Source organism: Bacillus sp. FSL R9-9492 (assembly GCF_038007365.1).
GTDB lineage: Bacteria > Bacillota > Bacilli > Bacillales > Bacillaceae_G > Bacillus_A > Bacillus_A mycoides.
Genome location: NZ_JBBOXC010000001.1, coordinates 667,960 through 686,573, shown reverse-complemented (window position 1 = coordinate 686,573; position 18,614 = coordinate 667,960). Strand labels below are relative to the sequence as shown.

General features: G+C 36.0%; 15 protein-coding genes. 5 read left to right on the top strand and 10 right to left on the bottom strand.

Going from position 1 to position 18,614, the window contains the following annotated elements:
* Window positions 1-10: 10 nt before the first annotated feature.
* Window positions 11-1,438, bottom strand: coding sequence for a PTS system trehalose-specific EIIBC component (gene treP, locus MKY70_RS03355; protein WP_341023156.1), 1,428 nt, complete (start codon window positions 1,436-1,438; stop codon window positions 11-13).
* A gap of 139 nt (window positions 1,439-1,577) precedes the next feature.
* A complete protein-coding gene (treR, locus tag MKY70_RS03350) occupies window positions 1,578-2,288 on the bottom strand; it encodes a trehalose operon repressor (protein WP_088294036.1) in 711 nt (236 codons plus the stop codon).
* A 450-nt stretch (window positions 2,289-2,738) separates the two neighbouring features.
* Between treR and MKY70_RS03345 the strand changes: the two genes are divergently transcribed.
* Complete coding sequence (locus MKY70_RS03345; protein WP_341023152.1) at window positions 2,739-4,136, top strand: amino acid permease; 1,398 nt, start codon at window positions 2,739-2,741, stop codon at window positions 4,134-4,136.
* Window positions 4,137-4,167: 31 nt separating this feature from the next.
* On the opposite strand, the gene MKY70_RS03340 is transcribed toward MKY70_RS03345, so the two are convergent.
* Both MKY70_RS03340 and MKY70_RS03335 read right to left on the bottom strand, forming a co-directional pair.
* Complete coding sequence (locus MKY70_RS03340; protein WP_002010499.1) at window positions 4,168-5,871, bottom strand: putative bifunctional diguanylate cyclase/phosphodiesterase; 1,704 nt, start codon at window positions 5,869-5,871, stop codon at window positions 4,168-4,170.
* 730 nt (window positions 5,872-6,601) lie between these two features.
* On the bottom strand, window positions 6,602-6,931 hold the full coding sequence (locus MKY70_RS03335) for a cobalt transporter (protein ID WP_088031309.1): 330 nt from the start codon (window positions 6,929-6,931) through the stop codon (window positions 6,602-6,604).
* 344 nt (window positions 6,932-7,275) lie between these two features.
* On the opposite strand from MKY70_RS03335, the gene MKY70_RS03330 reads away from it, so the two are divergent.
* From MKY70_RS03330 to MKY70_RS03320, 3 genes are all read left to right on the top strand, one after another.
* Complete coding sequence (locus tag MKY70_RS03330) at window positions 7,276-8,805, top strand: cardiolipin synthase (RefSeq protein WP_088031310.1); 1,530 nt, start codon at window positions 7,276-7,278, stop codon at window positions 8,803-8,805.
* Window positions 8,806-8,932: 127 nt separating this feature from the next.
* Window positions 8,933-9,826: an ATP-binding protein gene (locus MKY70_RS03325; RefSeq protein WP_000892986.1), complete on the top strand. Its 894-nt coding sequence runs from the start codon at window positions 8,933-8,935 to the stop codon at window positions 9,824-9,826.
* Between the two features lie 3 nt (window positions 9,827-9,829).
* Complete coding sequence (locus MKY70_RS03320; RefSeq protein ID WP_002029726.1) at window positions 9,830-11,713, top strand: vWA domain-containing protein; 1,884 nt, start codon at window positions 9,830-9,832, stop codon at window positions 11,711-11,713.
* Between the two features lie 40 nt (window positions 11,714-11,753).
* Here MKY70_RS03320 and MKY70_RS03315 read toward each other — a convergent pair whose 3' ends face one another.
* The 3 genes from MKY70_RS03315 to MKY70_RS03305 are packed head-to-tail and all read right to left on the bottom strand — an operon-like array spanning window position 11,754 to window position 14,437.
* Window positions 11,754-12,176: an NUDIX hydrolase gene (locus MKY70_RS03315; protein ID WP_113734769.1), complete on the bottom strand. Its 423-nt coding sequence runs from the start codon at window positions 12,174-12,176 to the stop codon at window positions 11,754-11,756.
* A 60-nt stretch (window positions 12,177-12,236) separates the two neighbouring features.
* On the bottom strand, window positions 12,237-13,202 hold the full coding sequence (locus tag MKY70_RS03310; RefSeq protein WP_002125175.1) for an L-threonine 3-dehydrogenase: 966 nt from the start codon (window positions 13,200-13,202) through the stop codon (window positions 12,237-12,239).
* A 44-nt stretch (window positions 13,203-13,246) separates the two neighbouring features.
* The gene (locus tag MKY70_RS03305; protein ID WP_000095918.1) at window positions 13,247-14,437 is read right to left on the bottom strand and encodes a glycine C-acetyltransferase; all 1,191 of its coding nucleotides are present in this window, start codon (window positions 14,435-14,437) and stop codon (window positions 13,247-13,249) included.
* Window positions 14,438-14,649: 212 nt separating this feature from the next.
* On the opposite strand from MKY70_RS03305, the gene MKY70_RS03300 reads away from it, so the two are divergent.
* Window positions 14,650-15,381, top strand: a complete 732-nt coding sequence (locus MKY70_RS03300; RefSeq protein WP_341023148.1) for a class I SAM-dependent methyltransferase — start codon at window positions 14,650-14,652, stop codon at window positions 15,379-15,381.
* A 184-nt stretch (window positions 15,382-15,565) separates the two neighbouring features.
* On the opposite strand, the gene MKY70_RS03295 is transcribed toward MKY70_RS03300, so the two are convergent.
* Genes MKY70_RS03295 through MKY70_RS03285 form a run of 3 tightly spaced genes read right to left on the bottom strand, consistent with a single transcriptional unit; the run spans window position 15,566 to window position 18,459 of the window.
* Window positions 15,566-16,387, bottom strand: coding sequence for an ABC transporter ATP-binding protein (locus tag MKY70_RS03295; protein WP_002167083.1), 822 nt, complete (start codon window positions 16,385-16,387; stop codon window positions 15,566-15,568).
* A gap of 12 nt (window positions 16,388-16,399) precedes the next feature.
* Entirely contained in the window at window positions 16,400-17,458 is a 1,059-nt protein-coding gene (locus tag MKY70_RS03290) for a FecCD family ABC transporter permease (protein WP_113770579.1), read from the bottom strand.
* Complete coding sequence (locus MKY70_RS03285; RefSeq protein WP_002010489.1) at window positions 17,455-18,459, bottom strand: FecCD family ABC transporter permease; 1,005 nt, start codon at window positions 18,457-18,459, stop codon at window positions 17,455-17,457. Before MKY70_RS03285 ends, MKY70_RS03290 begins: the two co-directional genes overlap by 4 nt.
* Window positions 18,460-18,614: the final 155 nt, after the last annotated feature.

The following is an 18,614-nucleotide window of genomic DNA, read 5'->3' as shown; positions in this document are numbered from 1 at the left end:
TAATTTCCTCCTACTTCTGTTTTACTCGTTTCGCAAATAACCATGTTAATGTAAATGGAATTACTACTGCGATTATCATCCCTACAATAAACATCGGAATCGATTTCGGAATGATAGAAATAAATGCTGGCAATCCGCCAATTCCGATTGCTGGTGCTAATACACCATTTAATGTAATAAATATCGCTGCTATAGCAGACCCAATAATCGCTGCATAGAACGGGAATTTATTTCTTAAATTCACACCGAACATCGCTGGCTCTGTAATACCGAAGTACGCTGAGATTGCTGATGTTGATGCCATACTTTTATCATTTTGATTTTTAGAAATCCAGAACATCGCTAGTGCCGCACTACCTTGTGCAATGTTAGAAAGAGCAATCATCGGCCAAATAAATGTACCGCCGTGTTGTGCAATTAATTGTAGATCAATTGCAATAAACATATGATGCATTCCTGTAATTACAAGCGGTGCATATAATGCTCCAAATAATATTGCCCCGAGTACCGGTACCGTTTCATATACTCCTACTAATCCGGCTGTTAATAAATCTCCAATATGACGTGTAACTGGACCGATAATCCCTAATGCTAATACACCTGTTACAACGATTGTTGTAATTGGTACAACTAATAATTGAATTGCATTTGGTACATGTTTCTTTAAGAAGATTTCAACTTTGCTTAATACGAATGCTGCTACTAAAACTGGTAAAATTTGTCCTTGATATCCTACTTTTTCAATTTGGAACAATCCTAAAATATCGAAGTACTCAATCTTTTGCCCCTCTAAACCAGTCGCTGCTTTTCCATAATCCCACGCGTTTAATAAGGCCGGATGCACAAGCATTAATCCCATAACAATACCTAGTATTGGGCTACCGCCAAATCGCTTCGTTGCTGACCAACCAACAAGTGCCGGTAAGAATACGAATGCTGTATTGGCCATCATATTAATTAAATCCCAAAGCCCGCCTAAGTTCGGATATACATCTAATAAATTTTTACCATCAAAAAATAAGTCCTTTGCCCCTAATAAATTGTTAATCCCCATCAGTAAACCAGCTGTTACAATCGCTGGTAATATCGGCATAAATACATCTGAAAATACTTTTACAAACTTTTGAGCTGGATTTAACTTTTGGTTTCCAGAATCTTTTACGTCAGCTACTGTCGATTCTTCCATACCTGCAAGCGTTATCAATTCAGTGTATACTCGATCGACATCACCTGGACCAATTACAATTTGAAATACCCCAGCGTTATGAAACGCTCCCTTTACTAATGAAACAGACTGCAATTTATCATTATCTATTTTACTTTCATCTTTTAAAGCGATGCGGAGCCTCGTTACACAGTGCGCAGCTTGTTCAATATTGTCTTTCCCACCAATATACTGCAACACTTCTTCTGCTGTTTTACGATAGTCTTTCCCCATATTCCCGTCCCTCTTTTCTGTTTTTGATACCGTTTACACTTACATATTAACTCGTATATATAAGTTAGTCAACACTCGTATATATGAGTTGGTGATTTTTTTATAAAAAAAAGATGAAACGTTATTTCGTTTCACCTCTTTACTTTCTTCGCGCCACATCCGAAAAGTGAAAAATATCTAAGCGGTGGCGTGATTCCGTATATTCGAACTGACTCCCATCGTATAAATGAGTAAAGTTTTTCACAACGACAACATAATCTGTGCCATTTAAATCTAAATACTTTCGGTCATCATCTGTACATGGTTGTACTTCAATTACCCTCTGTGAATAGCTAATATGTAGCCCTAATTCTTTCTCAATGTATTTATAAATTGATGCAGTTGCAATTTCTCTCGTTAATCCTGGAATATATTCCGCTACAAAATGGTTTATATCTAAAATCACTTTTTCTCCATCAATATTTCGTACACGTTTAATATGATCTATTTCTGTTTTCTCTTTCACGTTTAATAGTTTTGCTACATCTTTTGTCGCTTTTATTTTCTCCATTTCTACGACATCTGTAATACAATGACGTCCTAAACGCTCATTTTCTTCTTGAAAACTTACAATGCCACCGAAGTTAAACTCAATGTTTTTGCGCTTTAATACAAAAACACCTTTTCCATGAATTTTTTGCACATATCCACGCTCTTGCAATAAATCTACTGCTTTTCTTACAGTACCCCTGCTTGCCTCGTACTGCTTCATTAATTCTGTTTCTGATGGGATTTTGCATCCCTCTTTTAATTGCTTATTATCAATAGACTTACTGATTTCTGTATAAATTTGTTCATACTTACTCATCATCTACAATAGCCCCTTGTCACCTTCTAATTCTATATGTATTATACCATGCTACACTCTTCTGCCAATCTCTCACTTATTATCCAGTATAGGAAAAATACGGATAAATATTTAATCTCTAAAACGTATTTTTATAAAAATTTTTATATTTTTCTTTTCATTCAAAAAAACATGTAGTATACTAACTTCAAAATCAGAGGAGAAAGGGAGCAAAGAACTATGCTTACTTATACAACAATTGTAGTTACATTTGCACAAAAACATCATCATCATACGTAACCCTTGAAACCTAGCGGAAAAATTACGCGTAGGTACAAGGGTTATTCCCGTTGTACCTACGCTTTGGCAAAGAGCCATGTAGGTATTTTTTATCTACATGGCTCTTTTTTTATTGCCAAAAAGCTAGTAAAAAATGATGTTTAAGCAAATCTTACTACAAAGGAGTTAACAAAAATGGAAACGAAAAAATGGGGATTATGGGTTTTAACAGCTTTTGTTATCGGGAATATGGTTGGCGGTGGCGTATTTATGCTCCCAGCAAATTTAGCACAAGTATCAGGTCCAATGGGTTCTACACTGGCATGGAGTATTACAGGACTTGGTGTATTTATGATTGCACTCGTATTTGGAAATTTAGCAATTCGTAAACCAGAATTAAAAGCAGGACCACAAAGTTACGCCCAAGCAATGTTTACTTCTCAAAAGACAGGTAAAGTTGCAGGATATAGTATGGCTTGGGGATACTGGGCTGCTAACTGGGCTGCTACAGCATCTGTAATTATTTCCTTTGCAGGATATTTATCAACATTCTTCCCAGTTTTACAAAGTAAGCAAATTCTCTTTTCAACAAACGGATTTTCATTAGAACTTGGAAAAGCTTTAACCTTCATAGTATGTAGTATGATGCTATGGGGAATTCAATATATTCTTTCTCAAAATATTGATAGAGCCGGAAATATGAACCTTCTTGCAACAATCGCAAAAATCATCGGATTTACAATGTTTATTGTAATCACATTATTCATTTTCAATGCCTCTAATTTCGGGGACGGTCAAACATTTATGAATGAAGCTGGACAACCTATTTCGTTGGGTGGACAAATAAATTCCGCTGCTATTGCAACACTTTGGGCGTTTATCGGTATTGAGTCAGCAGTTATGCTCTCTAACCGTGCAAAATCTCAGCACGATGTTAAGAAAGCTACGATTTTCGGATTAATCATCGCTCTTCTTATTTACATGGCAATTACTCTACTAACAATGGGCGCTCTTCCACAAGACGCTTTAAAAGAGTCTCAAAAACCATTAGTAGATGCATTAAATTTAGCAATTGGTACTAAAGGTGCTTATATAATGGCCTTACTTGCACTCGTATCTTTATTCGGCTCTACTGTAGGATGGATCGTTGTTAGCTCAGAAGTACCTTACCAGGCTGCTAAAAATGGACTTTTCCCTAAGTTTTTCAGTAAAACAAATAAAAAAGGTAGTCCTTCAAAATCATTATTTATTACAAATGTGATGACGCAAATTTTCTTATTCTCAACGATTTCTGGTACTGTTTCAGAAGCATATAATTTCGCTATTGTTGTAGCGACATTAGCATATTTAATCCCGTACCTTGTTTCTACCTTGTATCAGTTAAAATTAGTTATTACGGGGGAAACGTATGATATAATGCCGGGATCTCGAATAAAAGATGGAATCATTACTGCATTAGCATTTTTATATTCCATATGGGTTATTAAAACGGGAACTGCTGATTTAAAAACATTCTTCTTAGGCATTGGTTTGTTTGTATTAGGTCTTATTCTTTATCCAGTTTTAATGAAAGATTCACAAAAAAAACAATAAAAAAGAGAAGCTTTTCGCTTCTCTTTTTTTATTAAAAATCAGTTAATAACTTTTCTTTTAGTTCCCCTATATCTAACGGTTTCGCATAATAAAAACCTTGTACAAAGTCGCAACTCATTGATTTTAATAAACTTTCTTGTTCTACCGTTTCTACCCCTTCAGCAACCACTAATAAATTTAAACTATGGGCAATTTCAATAACCGATTTTACAATCGTTCGCTCTGGTTGTGCATGATCATAATGAAACTCACGAATAAAATTACGATCAATTTTCACAATATCAAGTGGTAGTTGTTTTAAATAATATAATGAGGAATACCCTGTTCCGAAATCGTCTAAAGCGATTAAAATTCCCATACTTCTTAATTCTTGTAATGTAGCAATAATATAATCAAAATGACGTACAGCTATACTTTCTGTTATTTCTAATATTAAACGATTTGGCGGAAACCCTGTTCGCTTCAATATACTACGAACAGATAAAATAAATCGCTTTTGCATCAATTGTTGTATTGATAAATTAACAGATAACTTTAGTCCCTCTTGATAATCTGGTAAAGTTTTAAACAGTCGACATGACTTTTCTAGTACCCAGTCTCCTAGTTTTATAATAAGTCCACACTCTTCAGCTACAGGGATAAATTCACTTGGTGAAATAGGACCTTCTTCTGTCTTACAGCGTACTAAAGCCTCAATACCAGTACATTTCTTTGTTTTCAAATCAATAATGGGTTGTAATGCCACTTTTAATTCTTCGTCACGAATCGCTTTTTGCAAAGCAAATTCTATTTTCATTCTACGGTTTATTTTCGCACGTAATTCATCTGTAAAGAAGCACGCCGCATTTCTTCCTTGCTCTTTCGCACTATACATGGCTAAATCCGAATTTTTTAATAACGTTTCAACGTCTTTTCCATCTTGCGGATAGGAACAAAGTCCTAGACTAGCTGAAATATATACTTCATGACCTTCAAGCATAAATGGCGCTTGAAAGCATGACAACACGGATGTCGCTAACTGCCTCATCTCATCATGTGTATGAGTTTTTGTTAACAGCACAAATTCGTCGCCACCAAGCCTAGCCAGAACATCTTTCTCTCCTAGCACATAATGCAACCGTGAAGCAACTTCGCTTAAAAGTAAATCTCCTATCATATGACCTAACGTATCATTCACTAATTTAAAACGATCCAAATCAAAGTAAATCATGCCAAACTCTATTTTCTCTGCAATCATCTTATTTACAGTCGTAATTAACTGTAAACGGTTCGGTAAACTTGTTAACGCATCATGATAAGCAAGTTCCCTATAACGACTTTCGCTTAATCGTAATCTTTGTTCTGCTTCTTTCCTACTACTTATATCATTTCGAATTGCAATAAATTGATAAGGTTCTCCCTTTTCATTTAAAAATGGAACAATTGTTGTTTTAACCCAATAATACGTACCATCTTTTGCTTGATTTCGAATTTCCCCCGTCCAGACTTTTCCACTCAAAATACGCTTCCATAGGATTTGAAAAAATGCTTTCGGATGATATCCTGAATTTAAAATACGGTGATCTTTTCCTATTAACTCTTCTCTTTTATATTTTGAGATTTTACAAAATTTATCATTCACATATGTAATAAGACCATTTCGGTCTGTAATAGCAACAATTGAAGACTCATCTAATGCTAATTTTAAATCTTGCAATGAAGAGTCATATAATGCATGACCTCTTTGTTCTAGCATGCGCACCTCTCCTTGCTTCCTATCTGACTAAAACACAACTCGTTTCTCTTCATAGAAATAGAGATATTTCATTTTCTAACAATACGCCTTTACATAAAATGAAACTTTAATCAGTGGGGGGGTTGTCCATTCCCCACTGATTATTAGCCTTCACCAATCGGGCTTTTATCTCCCACCTAACTTCCTCACATTCACCGAATTTTGAGGTGGGAGTCTTACTGCCCGTTAATGCGGGATAAATCACAAATTTTTTCTAAATAGGCCGATTAAAATAACATAATATTATTTATAAAAAAAAGCAATATGGTGCTGTTTTAATTATAGTAGAAGCTTCTCATCTCTCTACTTATCTAAGCTTATTATACAGTATTCTCTTACATTCTTTGAATTTGTAAAGTGAAAATTTCATCACTATTAGCCTCTGCTCCCTACTAATACGACCTCACACCTAACCTCTTTTATTTCATTAAATGTTAAGATGTAAATCTAACTGCCGATACATAATGAAATAGAGATTAATATACAAAATGCAACGATTCACGAATAATAATATAAAGTGATACTTTAATCAATGGGGGTTTTACTGCCCACAAATAGCGGGATAAAGCCAAAATTTTCATTTAACACATTGAATTATAATAATAAAATATTAACATATTTTCACCTTGTTTTTGGAAATATTTTATAAATAAATTATTAAACTAAAAAAGAGGATATCCTCTTTTTTAGTTTAATACTGATATGGTATTTGCTGATAACCCGGGTATGGCATTGGATATGGTGCTGGATATGTTACTGGGTACGGTGCTGGATAGTAGCCTCCACCTGCTGCACCCGTTAATGCGCCAGCTGTAAGCCCACCTAACATGCCTCCAGCAAAACTTCCTGGGAAAAATCCTCCGCCCCACGAGCCGCCACCCCAGCCCCATCCACCACCGTGATGATGATGATGATGATGATCATAATGATTGTGCCCTCCATGGTGATTATGTCCGCCATTATGATGGTGCCCTCCATGATTATGACGATAATACAATCCGTTATTTTCTATATAATTCATTATTTTCCTCTCCTTTCTATTTCTTCACCTTAATAAGAAGAATTCGCGTAATATGGATAACCATATCCTGGGCTTCATAATGCACCTGCTACAAATCCAGGAAAGAAGCCTCATTCCCTTTCCTATATAAGAGGCAAGGTTTTTGTCCCTCCTACACTGATCATTAACCAGCAAATAGCGGGATAACAACGTAACAATATACTGTATGTAGGACAAATGCGGAAAGTATAGGACAAATGTCTATATTTTGTAAAAAAAACAAAACACTTTATAATAAGGATGTCAGATTATATCTTCTATTTAAGAAGTCTATATTTAAGAAAGATTAGAGGAATTATATAGAAATGAAGAAACCTATCGTTCAATTATTATTAATATTTACAATCGTATCTATCGTTCTTTTCCTATTAAATACATCGGTTATTTCGTTATATACGTTTGTTGGTGCTCTATGGTCCATCACAATCGTAGGAATTTCATTCGTTATTTTTATCGAAAATAGATCACCCCAAAGCACCTTAGCGTGGTTTTTAGTATTAGCACTTCTTCCTGTTGTAGGTGTACTTTTATACTCTATTTTCGGGCGTAGCCGTTGGAGAAGAAAAAAACATCTTCATCGTTCAGAAGAACAAAGAAAGTTATTCCGCGAAATATTAGAAGGAAGACGACTAGAATTATCACTCACAGTCCCATTACATGAACGTTCTATACATTTAACAGAAGTCGTACAAAAATTCGGAGGCGGGCCTGCCGCAGATAGAACGACAACAAAACTTTTAACAAACGGAGATCAAACATTCTCAGAAATTTTGAACGCAATCGAGAATGCAAAACATCACATACATATTCAATACTATATTTATAAATCTGATGAGATTGGTACAAAAGTACGAGATGCTTTAATACAAAAAGCAAAAGATGGTGTTATTGTACGCTTCCTTTATGATGGACTCGGAAGTAATACGTTAAGACGACGATTTTTACAACCTATGAAAAAAGCTGGAATTGAAATTGTCGAATTTGACCCTATTTTTTCAGCTTGGTTACTCGAGACAGTTAATTATCGTAATCACCGTAAAATCGTCATTGTAGATGGAGAAATTGGTTTTACCGGAGGGCTCAACGTCGGTGATGAATATCTTGGTCGCTCAAAAAAATTCCCTGTTTGGCGTGATAGTCATTTAAAAATAGAAGGAAAAGCATTGTATAAATTACAAGCCATCTTTCTAGAAGATTGGCTTTATGCGTCTAGTGGATTGAATACTTATTCTTGGGATCAATTTATGAATAGACACTACTTCCCAGGAAAAGAAATTCTGGATGCAGAAGGTGCGGTGCAAATTGTAGCAAGTGGGCCAAGCTCAGATGATAAAAGTATTCGTAATACATTACTAGCTGTTATGGGCTCAGCCAAAAAATCTATTTGGATCGCTACACCATACTTTATTCCGGATCAAGAAACTTTAACATTATTACGCTTAAGTGCAATATCTGGCATAGATGTACGCATTTTATATCCTGGTAAGAGTGATAGTATTATTAGCGATCAAGCATCTCAATCCTATTTCACTCCACTTTTAAAAGCTGGTGCTTCTATTTACAGTTATAAAGATGGATTTATGCACGCAAAGATTGTACTCGTTGACGATAAAATTGCAACAATCGGAACAGCAAATATGGATGTACGTAGCTTTGAATTGAATTATGAAATTATTAGCGTACTATATGAATCAGAAACCGTTCATGATATTAAACATGATTTTGAAGAAGACTTTAAACACTCCACTGAAATTAAATGGAACTCGTTCCAAAAAAGAAGTATCAAAAAAAGAATATTAGAGTCCTTTATGCGACTCATTTCTCCTTTACTATAAGCAATCAATGTGATATTGATTGCTTTTTCTTTTATATTTCCACCTTCTCCTTTTCTTTGCATACCATATTAAAACAAGTTATCATAAGATGTATTACTTTATGAAAATAATGTTAGGTGGGAAATACATGTTAGAACAATTTCATATACATTCTGATTTAAAACAGCAGCTTTCTACAATTCACGAAAAGAATAAACAAGAAGCTGGTGAAAATGCACATTTAATTGGCAAGAAAATATATAAAGCATCTGATAACAGCATTATTGAAGATGCCATTACAGCACTTTTACTTGGTAAAAACATTCTATTAAAAGGGCCAACTGGTAGTGGTAAAACCGTACTAGCAGAAACTCTTTCTTCTTTATTCCAAAAACCAATGCATAGCATTAACTGTTCTGTCGATTTAGATGTGGAAGGTATTTTAGGATACAACACATTACAAACGAAAGACGGCGCATCTGAAGTTACGTTCGTTAACGGTCCTCTTATGAAGGCAATGAAAAACGGTCATTTCCTTTATATTGATGAAATCAATATGGCAAAACCTGAAACGTTACCACTTCTTCATGGTGCGTTAGATTACCGTAAAATGATTACAAACCCATTTACACAAGAGGTTGTATACGGTGATGACGAATATCGCGTAATTGCTGCGATTAACGAAGGTTATGTTGGGACAAGTGAACTAAACGAAGCGTTAAAAAACCGTTTCGTTATTATTGAAGTTCCTTACATTCAAGGTGATACATTAAAAGAACTATTACTATCTGAATCAAAATTAAATGATGTTGCAACAATTGAAAAGTTCGTTGCATTCGCAAGCGATCTTATGCCTTTAGCTCGTGATGGGCGCGTAAGTGAAGAAGCAGCTAGTATTCGTGGCATTATCGATGCATGTGATTTAGGTGTATATATTCCTGTTATGCGTGCAATTGAACGTAGTATTATCGCAAAATTAAACGATGAAACAGAACAAATGACTGTCCGTGAATTAGCAGAAAGTTATTTCTTTGAGGGATAATTCATGAGACAAATTTTTAGTGACAAAAAAATTGATGCGTCGCTGTTTCTACAAATGGAAAACTTAATGTATGCTCTTCTAAAAGAAGACGATGCCTATCTTGAGTATGGCTATAAAGCATACTACGACGAAATTGAAAAAAAGGTTGTCATTAGTCACTTTTGGGATGATCGAAAAGAAGAGGATACAGTAATCGGATTAAAAAGCGAAGTGTTCTTAAAGGCACTTGGTAATAAACATTACTCGGACATGACTTTAATTCGTTCTTATGCGATTGAGTTACAAGAATCGCCTCTAAAAAAGTTTTTAACACAATTATTTGTTCTATTAGAAGATTTACGTGTTGAGGAAATCGTCAAAAATTTACGTCCTGGCACAAAACATATTTTTAAACGCCGAAAAGAAATGTATCGCAATTACTTTGGCTCACAAAATGAAATAAATCGTGTTCGTAACTATCACGGTGATCGTCTATTTTGTCTATGCTATCTTTCATTAACGAGTGATAAATATGAAATGTTTAATAATGAATATTTCGAGCAAATTGAATCAATTTTGCATGAAACATTCCAAGCTCGTAATACGGAAGATATTATGTATATTGTTGAGAAAATTCGCTATCGTTTAGAAGGACTTCTTGAAAGTGATATGCTTAATAATTATTTCGGACATGCACCGCTTTATTTATCTGTGATTGCAGATGAGAAAGACAGTCGCGCTGAAAAATTAGCAAATGATGATACGCAGCTCCTAGATGACGATGATAACAAAAACAAAATGGATGAAAGCTTCTCGACATGGCACCGTGAAAATAAAAACAATGAAAACGAGAACTTTTTACGCTTTGATTTAGAAAGCGGAACAAAAACAAATATGATGGGTGATACTGCTCGTGAATCAGAAGATGGTGACCAAGCACTTGGTTCTGTACAAGGTACTTCCCAAAAAAGTACACAATCTAACTTTGATGGTGCTGATACAGAGGAAGCAAGAGCGTCTCATGCTTCTAGCCAAAACGACGGTGCATACGGCAAGTATAATGTGGGAGCTTCTCATACATTTAAAGAAGCTCGCAAATCGAATCCTGATGAGAAAAAAGATTACCAAGCCATCAAATCAGTCGTTAATAAAGATGTAAAAGAATTAAAGAAAATTATCGAAAAAACAATTGAAAACAAAACGAATGCAAACAGTGATAAATATTACGGAAGGCTTCGTAAGAAATTCCTTCGTATTTATACTGAAAAACAGCCGCGTATGTTTTATAAAAAAGGACAAGAATCACAAGAGCTCGACGTTGCATTCCAACTATTAGTGGACTGCTCTGGTTCTATGTATAACAAAATGGAAGAAACGAAGAAGAGTGTGGTCCTATTCCATGAAGCTTTAAAATCTTTAAAAATTCCGCACGCTATTAGTGGATTTTGGGAAGATGCTTCTAGTGCTAAACCTGAAGATAAACCGAACGTTATCCATGAAGTTGTTACGTATAAAAACTCAACGTTACCAAACGTCGGTCCAGAAATTATGCAACTTCGCGAAGAAGAAGATAACCGCGACGGGTATATTATTCGTATCGTTTCCGAAAAGCTTGCGAAAAGACCAGAAAAACATAAATTCTTACTTGTCTTTACAGACGGTGAACCTTCTGCACTAGACTATCAACAAGACGGAATTTTAGATACGCACGAAGCAGTCAAACTTGCTCGCAAAAGTGGTATGGAAGTAATCGGCATCTTTATCGAAGAAGGCGAAGCGAAAGAAGCGACTTATCAACTAATGAAAAACATTTATAACCATCACTTCTTAGTTGCAAATCATGCTGAAGATTTACGCCTGAAGATTAAACCATTGTTGAAGAAACTATTACTGAAGACGATTGAATAGAAAAACAGGAGCCACGAGGCTCCTGTTTTTCTTCGTTAACTTACTTTGTTTCTGGTTGAAACTTGTATGGAATGGAAACTTCTAATAATAATTCGAACCCTCCATCGTAGTATGGGAATCGCTCATTCGCGATTTTTCTATCTACCCACTCGATTGCGGAAATTTCTCCTTCATCTTCTGCACGAAGTTCACCTGTTACTACATTTGCTCGGAATGTAAAAAATAATGCATGATGTCCTTTCTCTTCAAAAAACTTCTCATTTAATGCGACAAGTCCACTGAGTGCGGCAGTTAAACCTGTCTCTTCTTTCACTTCTCTTACTAGTGCTTTCTCTAATATTTCACCTTTTTCAACAGCCCCGCCTGGCAATGACCAAACGTTTTGTTCTATATTATGTACCATTAATATTTTATCTTTTTCGCTATCGTGTATTAATGCATATACAACATCAACTCTTTGCATGTTGCTTTTCTCCCTTCCTAAAATAATTAAGAGCCAATTCCTAAGAATCGGCTCTTCTTATTAATTCATTACTAACTCAGATGCGAGCTTTTTTTTTAACTTAGCCAGCATATCAGTTGTCATTCTGTCTAAATCATATTCTGCTTTAAAGCCCCACTCTTTCATTGCTGCTGTTGCATCAATAGAGTTCGGCCAGCTATCAGCGATTGTTTGACGAGCTGGATCTACTGCGTAATCCATTGTAAAGTTCGGAATGTGTTTACGGATTGATGCTGCAATTTGCTCTGGTTCAAAGCTCATTGCTGTAATGTTAAACGCATTTCTATGAACTAGTTTATTTGGATCAGCTTCCATTAATGAGATGATTGCTTGTAAAGCATCTGGCATATACATCATGTCCATGTATGTTCCTTCTGCAATGTATGAGGTGTATGTACCTTTTTTAATCGCCTCATAATAAATTTCAACTGCATAGTCAGTTGTTCCGCCTCCTGGAGGAGCTACGTAAGAAATTAAGCCTGGGAAACGTACACCGCGCGTATCAACGCCAAACTTTTGATGATAATAATCACATAGTAATTCTCCTGCTACTTTGTTTACCCCATACATCGTAGTAGGACGCTGAATTGTATCTTGTGGTGTATTATCTTTTGGCGTTGATGGACCAAATGCACCGATAGAACTTGGCGTGAAAAACTTACAGTTTAATTCACGTGCTGCTTCTAATGCATTTACAAGTCCGCCCATATTTAAATTCCAAGCAAATAACGGATTTTTTTCTGCAGTTGCTGAAAGTAAAGCCGCTAAATGAATAATTGTATCTACTTCATTACGCTTTGCAATATCATGTAATTTTTGTCCATCCGTTACATCTAACGTTTCAAATGGACCAGACGTTACTACTTCACTGTCTGTTTCACGAATATCTGTTGCAATAACATTTGATGCGCCGTATACATCACGAAGTTTCATTACTAGTTCAGAACCAATTTGCCCTAAAGAACCGGTTACTAGAATTTTTTTCATTTTTCCCACTCCCCATTTGCAAGCTATTCAAAAGATGTCGTTACTTAAATGATACCCATTTCTTTCCCTACTTTTTCATACTTACGAATTGCTTCATCTAGCATTTCTTTCGTATGAGCTGCTGTAGGCATATTACGAACGCGTCCCATTCCTTTTGCTACGGTTGGGAATACGATAGATTTTGCGTAAACGCCTTCTTCATTTAGACGTTTACTAAATTCTTGTGTTAATACTTCATCACCAATAATACAAGGTGTAATTGGTGTTTCACTTTCTCCAATGTTAAAGCCAAGTTCTTTTAACCCTTGTTTTAAATAGCGACCATTTTCCCATAAACGATCGTGTAACTCTGTGCTTTCCATTAGAATTTCAATTGATCTCATACAAGCAGCTGCATCAGCTGGTGTTAAAGCTGTTGAGAATAAGAATGGACGTGAACGCACTTTTAACCAATCGATTAAGTTTTGTTTCCCAGCTACATATCCACCAATTACCCCAATTGCTTTTGATAATGTACCGATTTGGAAATCAACTTTATCAGAAAGGCCGAAATGTTTTACAGTACCTGCACCTTTGCCAAGTACACCTGAACCGTGTGCATCATCTACATATGTCATTAAATCCAGCTCTTCTGCAATTTCAACAATCTCTGGTAATTTTGCAATATCTCCATCCATTGAGAAAACACCGTCTGTAATAACCATTAATTTATTATAAAGACCTGATTCTTTTGCCTCGATTGCTTTTTTGCGTAAATCTTCCATATCAGAATGCTTATAAACGATGATTTTCGCTCTTGATAGACGACTACCATCAATAATAGATGCATGGTTTAATTCATCTGAAAGAATCGCATCATTTTTATCCATAACAGCTGAAATCGCTGCCATATTACAGTTAAATCCTGATTGATAAGCAATTGCTGCTTCTGTATGTTTAAACTTTGCAATTGTTTCCTCTAATTTAATATGCAAATCTAAAGTACCGTTAATTGTACGAACAGCTCCTGCTCCAACGCCGTACTTATGAATTGCACCAATTGCTGCTTCTTGTAAGCGATTATCAGTCGCTAATCCAAGATAGTTGTTTGAAGATAAGTTAATATATTCTTTTCCGCCAATTGTAATAATCGGTCCATTTGGACTTTCAAGCGGATCAATTACGTTATAAAGCCCCTTTGATTTTAAATCCTCTAAATTTTCTTCTAAAAAGTTTGCAAGTGTTTTACTAGACATCGTGAAGCCTCCCATCGTTCATGTAAGCGGATTATTATCTTAATAGTTCTAATAATCCCTCTACTAGCTTAACACGTTTTCAGAATTTATTATAGAAAAATAGTTTAAAGAAACCGCTTACATTTTTAGATTATATATGATTCATTACAAGAAATCTATCATTTACTTTTCATATTTGATAGAATTAAAAAAATATTTAGGAGGCTTTTAAAATGGTATTTACTGAATCTGATGTATATAATAACGAATCGTTTTTAGAGCAATATATGCAGCGAAGATATCGAGAAAATAGTTCAAACGAATCCCTTGAAAAACCAGCATTCTTTCAGCTCATTGGCAATGTAACAGGAAAACAAATCCTCGATTTAGGTTGTGGTGATGCTAAATTCGGCGAAGAATTATTAGAACATGGATGCCACTCTTACACTGGTATTGAAGGCTCCGAGCTTATGTATGAAAAAGCTAAAAAACAACTAGAAAATAAAAATGGCACCGTTCATTTTTTAAACCTCAAAGACTACACATACCCTCCTTCTACTTTTGATTTAGTAACATCTAGACTCGCCCTACATTATATTGAACACCTTGATATCATTTTTCAAAATGTGTTTCAAACTTTAAAAACAAACGGAACCTTCACCTTTAGCGTTCAACATCCCGTTATTACCTCTTCATTTGAAAGCTTGCAAACGAGTGGTAAAAGAACTAGTTGGCTCGTCGATGATTATTTCGAAACAGGAAAACGAGTTGAGCCATGGATTGATCAAGAAGTTATTAAATATCACCGGACTACGGAAGAATATTTTACATTATTACAACAAGCCGGATTTACGATTACAAGCTTAAAAGAAGCTACACCAAATCGAAACTGTTTTCAAGATGAAGAAGAATATGAACGACGTTTACGTATTCCCCTTTTTCTATTATTTTCTTGCCGAAAATAAAGTGAAACTTTAATCAGTGGGGGAGGTTCATCCCCCACTGATTATTAGCCCGCACCAATCGGGCTTTTACGGGCAGTTGATCCCCCAACCAGCTTCTTTGCTTTCGCTGGATTTTGAGATGGGGATCTTACTGCCCACAAATAGCGGGGTAAAAAAGACGATGAATCCTCATCGTCTTTTTTCGTTATCTCATCGCCTGAACAGCCTCTTTAAGTACACGTCTTCCTCTTCCATGCGGGATACAGAGCGGTGTCCCAAATAACGGATCAGCGCTTATTTGACACTCCATACGGAATACATCCCGAACTAACTTCTGGTCAATAACTTCTTCTGGTTTACCTTGCGCATATATTTGTTTATCTTGAATAGCTACAATGTTGTCTGCATAACGACATGCCAAATTTAAATCGTGCAATACCATAACAATCGTTCTTTGCTCTGTTTCATTTAATTCGAATAATAAATCTAACACTTCAATTTGGTGCGTCATATCTAAATATGTAGTCGGCTCATCAAGCAAAATAATATCTGTATCTTGTGCAAGGGTCATTGCAATCCAAGCACGTTGACGTTGTCCACCTGAAAGGGCATGAACATCACGCTCAGCAAATTCTGTCATACCCGTTGCAGCAAGCGCTTTTTGTACCATTTCCTCATCTTTTTCGGACCATTGCTTCAGCCATGTTTGATATGGATAACGTCCTTGCTTTACAAGTTGCAATACCGTAAGTCCTTCCGGTGCTTGTGGCCCTTGCGGTAAAATCGCCATTTGACGAGCGATTTGCTTCGTTTGCATACTTTGAATTGCTTGATTATCTAACAAAATGTCACCGGTTGTTGGCTTTAATAATCTAGCTAGTGAACGTAATAAAGTTGATTTCCCACAACCGTTAGAACCGATGAAGATTGTAATTTCCCCTTTTGGAATTTCTAAATTCAGCTCATCAATAATAATCGTTTCACCATACGACAGCGTCAAGCGTTTCGTCTCCAATGCTTTTTGCATATTCATCTCCCTTTATGAATTCCGACTTTTATAAAGTAAATAAATAAAATAAGGTGCACCAATTGCTGATGTAAATACCCCTGCTGGAATTTCAAGTGGTGTGAAAACTGTACGCCCAATTAAATCTGCAGCGAGTACTAGAATTGCACCGATAATCGCCGCAACTGGGAGCAATGCACCGTAGAAAGAGCCAACTAATCTTCGCGAAATATGAGGTGCCATTAAACCAACAAATCCAATTCCTCCTGCAAAGGCAACTGCCCCGCCAATTAAAGCTGTACTAAGTAACAACATAAATACACGCGACTTCGTTAAAGGAACACCAAGTCCCACTGCTATATCATCCCCTAGCTCTTGTGCATTTAAATGTCTAGCCGCTATAAATGATATTACCGTTAAAATAAGAACCCACGGCGCAAGTATCATAACGTTTTGCCACGAAGAGCCATAAACAGTACCTGTGATCCATACATTCGCTTGACTTGCTTGATAAATTGGTGCTAACAACATAAATAAAGTTGTTGCTGCTTTCGTTAATGCCCAAAATCCAACACCAATTAAAACAAGACTAATCGGTGATAATCCATCATTTTTCCAGGCAAATAAATATACAAAAAACGCTACAATTGTTGCCCCAGCAAAAGCTGCTAGCGGCATATAATGAATGCTTACTGTTAACGCATTGTTTTTATCACTAAATATAGCTAAAAAGAGTACAACTGCAACACTTGCCCCGCCCGTAATTCCGATGATATCAGGAGAAGCAAGTGGGTTTCGAACGAGCCCTTGTAAAATACAGCCCGCTACCGCAAGCGCAATTCCTACGAGGATAGCAATTAAAATACGCGGCATACGAAATTTATTTACAACCATATTTGACATCGCATCACCATTTCCGGTAATCGCTTGCCATACGTCATAAGGAGCAATTTTCATATCCCCCATACCTGCACTCGCAAAAAATAATCCTATTAAAACAACTAGTAAACTCAATAAGACGAGACAAGCTCGTTTATACATTAAAAACGAGAGCTCGCCTTTTCCAATACGAAACGGAATATACTTCTTCATTTGCTAAGCCCTCTCTTACGTGCAATATAAATAAAGAATGGGGCCCCGATAAATGCTGTCATAACCCCTACTGGTACTTCTTGTGGCATAATGACATATCTTGCTGCTATATCAGCCAAGATTAATAGTATTGCACCTAACAATCCGCTATAGGGTACTCTCCATCTGTGATCTACCCCAACAAGAGCTCTTGCGAAATGAGGAGTAACGATGCCAATAAATCCAATTGGACCAGCAACCGCAACTGAACCACCAGACAACAGTACAATAATAAGTAACACGAATGATTTCATTAAAATCGTTCGTTGTCCGAGCCCCTTTGCGACATCTTCCCCCATCATTAATGTATTTACTTTCCCTGCCATCATAAAAGATGCAATCCAGCCTATTAATAAATACGGGAATACTGATTGTAAAATCTCTAACTTTCTTCCTTGCACAGATCCGGCAAGCCAAAATAACACTTCTTCAAATGCTTTTTCATTTAATACAAGTAACCCTTGTGTTAATGATGAAAATAAAGCGCTTATCGCTACACCTGCTAATGTTAACTTAAGAGGCGTTGTCCCTTCTTTTCCTAAAGAACTAGAGGCAAATACAAGTACTGCTGCAACTGCCGCTCCTAAAAAGGCAATCCATGTGAAAGCTGATAATGATGTCACGGAAAAGAGTACAATTGCTACAACTATAAAGAACGCAGCGCCTGAATTTAATCCAATAAAATCTGGAGAAGCAAGCGGATTCTTTGTTAAAGTTTGCATTAAACAACCCGCAATGGCTAAACTAGCACCAACACTTGCTGCAATTAACGCCCTTGGTAGACGCACATTTTGAATAATAATATGCTCATTTGAACCATTAAAATGGAAAAAAGCATCTAAAGCTAATTTCCAGCTCGTATTTGTATATCCGAAAATAATACTTCCCCAAATACAAATAACGACTGCAACGATTCCAACAAATAATCCAATCCATTTTGCTTGATTTGTTTTTAATAACATGCAGCGTTTCCCCTTCAATGTATAATGATACGTTGTAAGTGTATTTCAACTTAATTCTCATTGTCAACGATAATGAGAACTATTTTCAGTAATATATATTGACAATCAAAAGATAAAGGCTTAATATCATGCTTGCTATTGAAAAATATTCTCAA

Bases quoted from the DNA above. Each gene is read 5' to 3' on its own strand.
- treP (WP_341023156.1), bottom strand. From the start codon at position 1,438: ATGGGGAAAGACTATCGTAAAACAGCAGAAGAAGTGTTGCAGTATATT.
- treR (WP_088294036.1), bottom strand. From the start codon at position 2,288: ATGATGAGTAAGTATGAACAAATTTATACAGAAATCAGTAAGTCTATT.
- MKY70_RS03345 (WP_341023152.1), top strand. From the start codon at position 2,739: ATGGAAACGAAAAAATGGGGATTATGGGTTTTAACAGCTTTTGTTATC.
- MKY70_RS03340 (WP_002010499.1), bottom strand. From the start codon at position 5,871: ATGCTAGAACAAAGAGGTCATGCATTATATGACTCTTCATTGCAAGAT.
- MKY70_RS03335 (WP_088031309.1), bottom strand. From the start codon at position 6,931: ATGAATTATATAGAAAATAACGGATTGTATTATCGTCATAATCATGGA.
- MKY70_RS03330 (WP_088031310.1), top strand. From the start codon at position 7,276: ATGAAGAAACCTATCGTTCAATTATTATTAATATTTACAATCGTATCT.
- MKY70_RS03325 (WP_000892986.1), top strand. From the start codon at position 8,933: ATGTTAGAACAATTTCATATACATTCTGATTTAAAACAGCAGCTTTCT.
- MKY70_RS03320 (WP_002029726.1), top strand. From the start codon at position 9,830: ATGAGACAAATTTTTAGTGACAAAAAAATTGATGCGTCGCTGTTTCTA.
- MKY70_RS03315 (WP_113734769.1), bottom strand. From the start codon at position 12,176: ATGCAAAGAGTTGATGTTGTATATGCATTAATACACGATAGCGAAAAA.
- MKY70_RS03310 (WP_002125175.1), bottom strand. From the start codon at position 13,202: ATGAAAAAAATTCTAGTAACCGGTTCTTTAGGGCAAATTGGTTCTGAA.
- MKY70_RS03305 (WP_000095918.1), bottom strand. From the start codon at position 14,437: ATGTCTAGTAAAACACTTGCAAACTTTTTAGAAGAAAATTTAGAGGAT.
- MKY70_RS03300 (WP_341023148.1), top strand. From the start codon at position 14,650: ATGGTATTTACTGAATCTGATGTATATAATAACGAATCGTTTTTAGAG.
- MKY70_RS03295 (WP_002167083.1), bottom strand. From the start codon at position 16,387: ATGCAAAAAGCATTGGAGACGAAACGCTTGACGCTGTCGTATGGTGAA.
- MKY70_RS03290 (WP_113770579.1), bottom strand. From the start codon at position 17,458: ATGAAGAAGTATATTCCGTTTCGTATTGGAAAAGGCGAGCTCTCGTTT.
- MKY70_RS03285 (WP_002010489.1), bottom strand. From the start codon at position 18,459: ATGTTATTAAAAACAAATCAAGCAAAATGGATTGGATTATTTGTTGGA.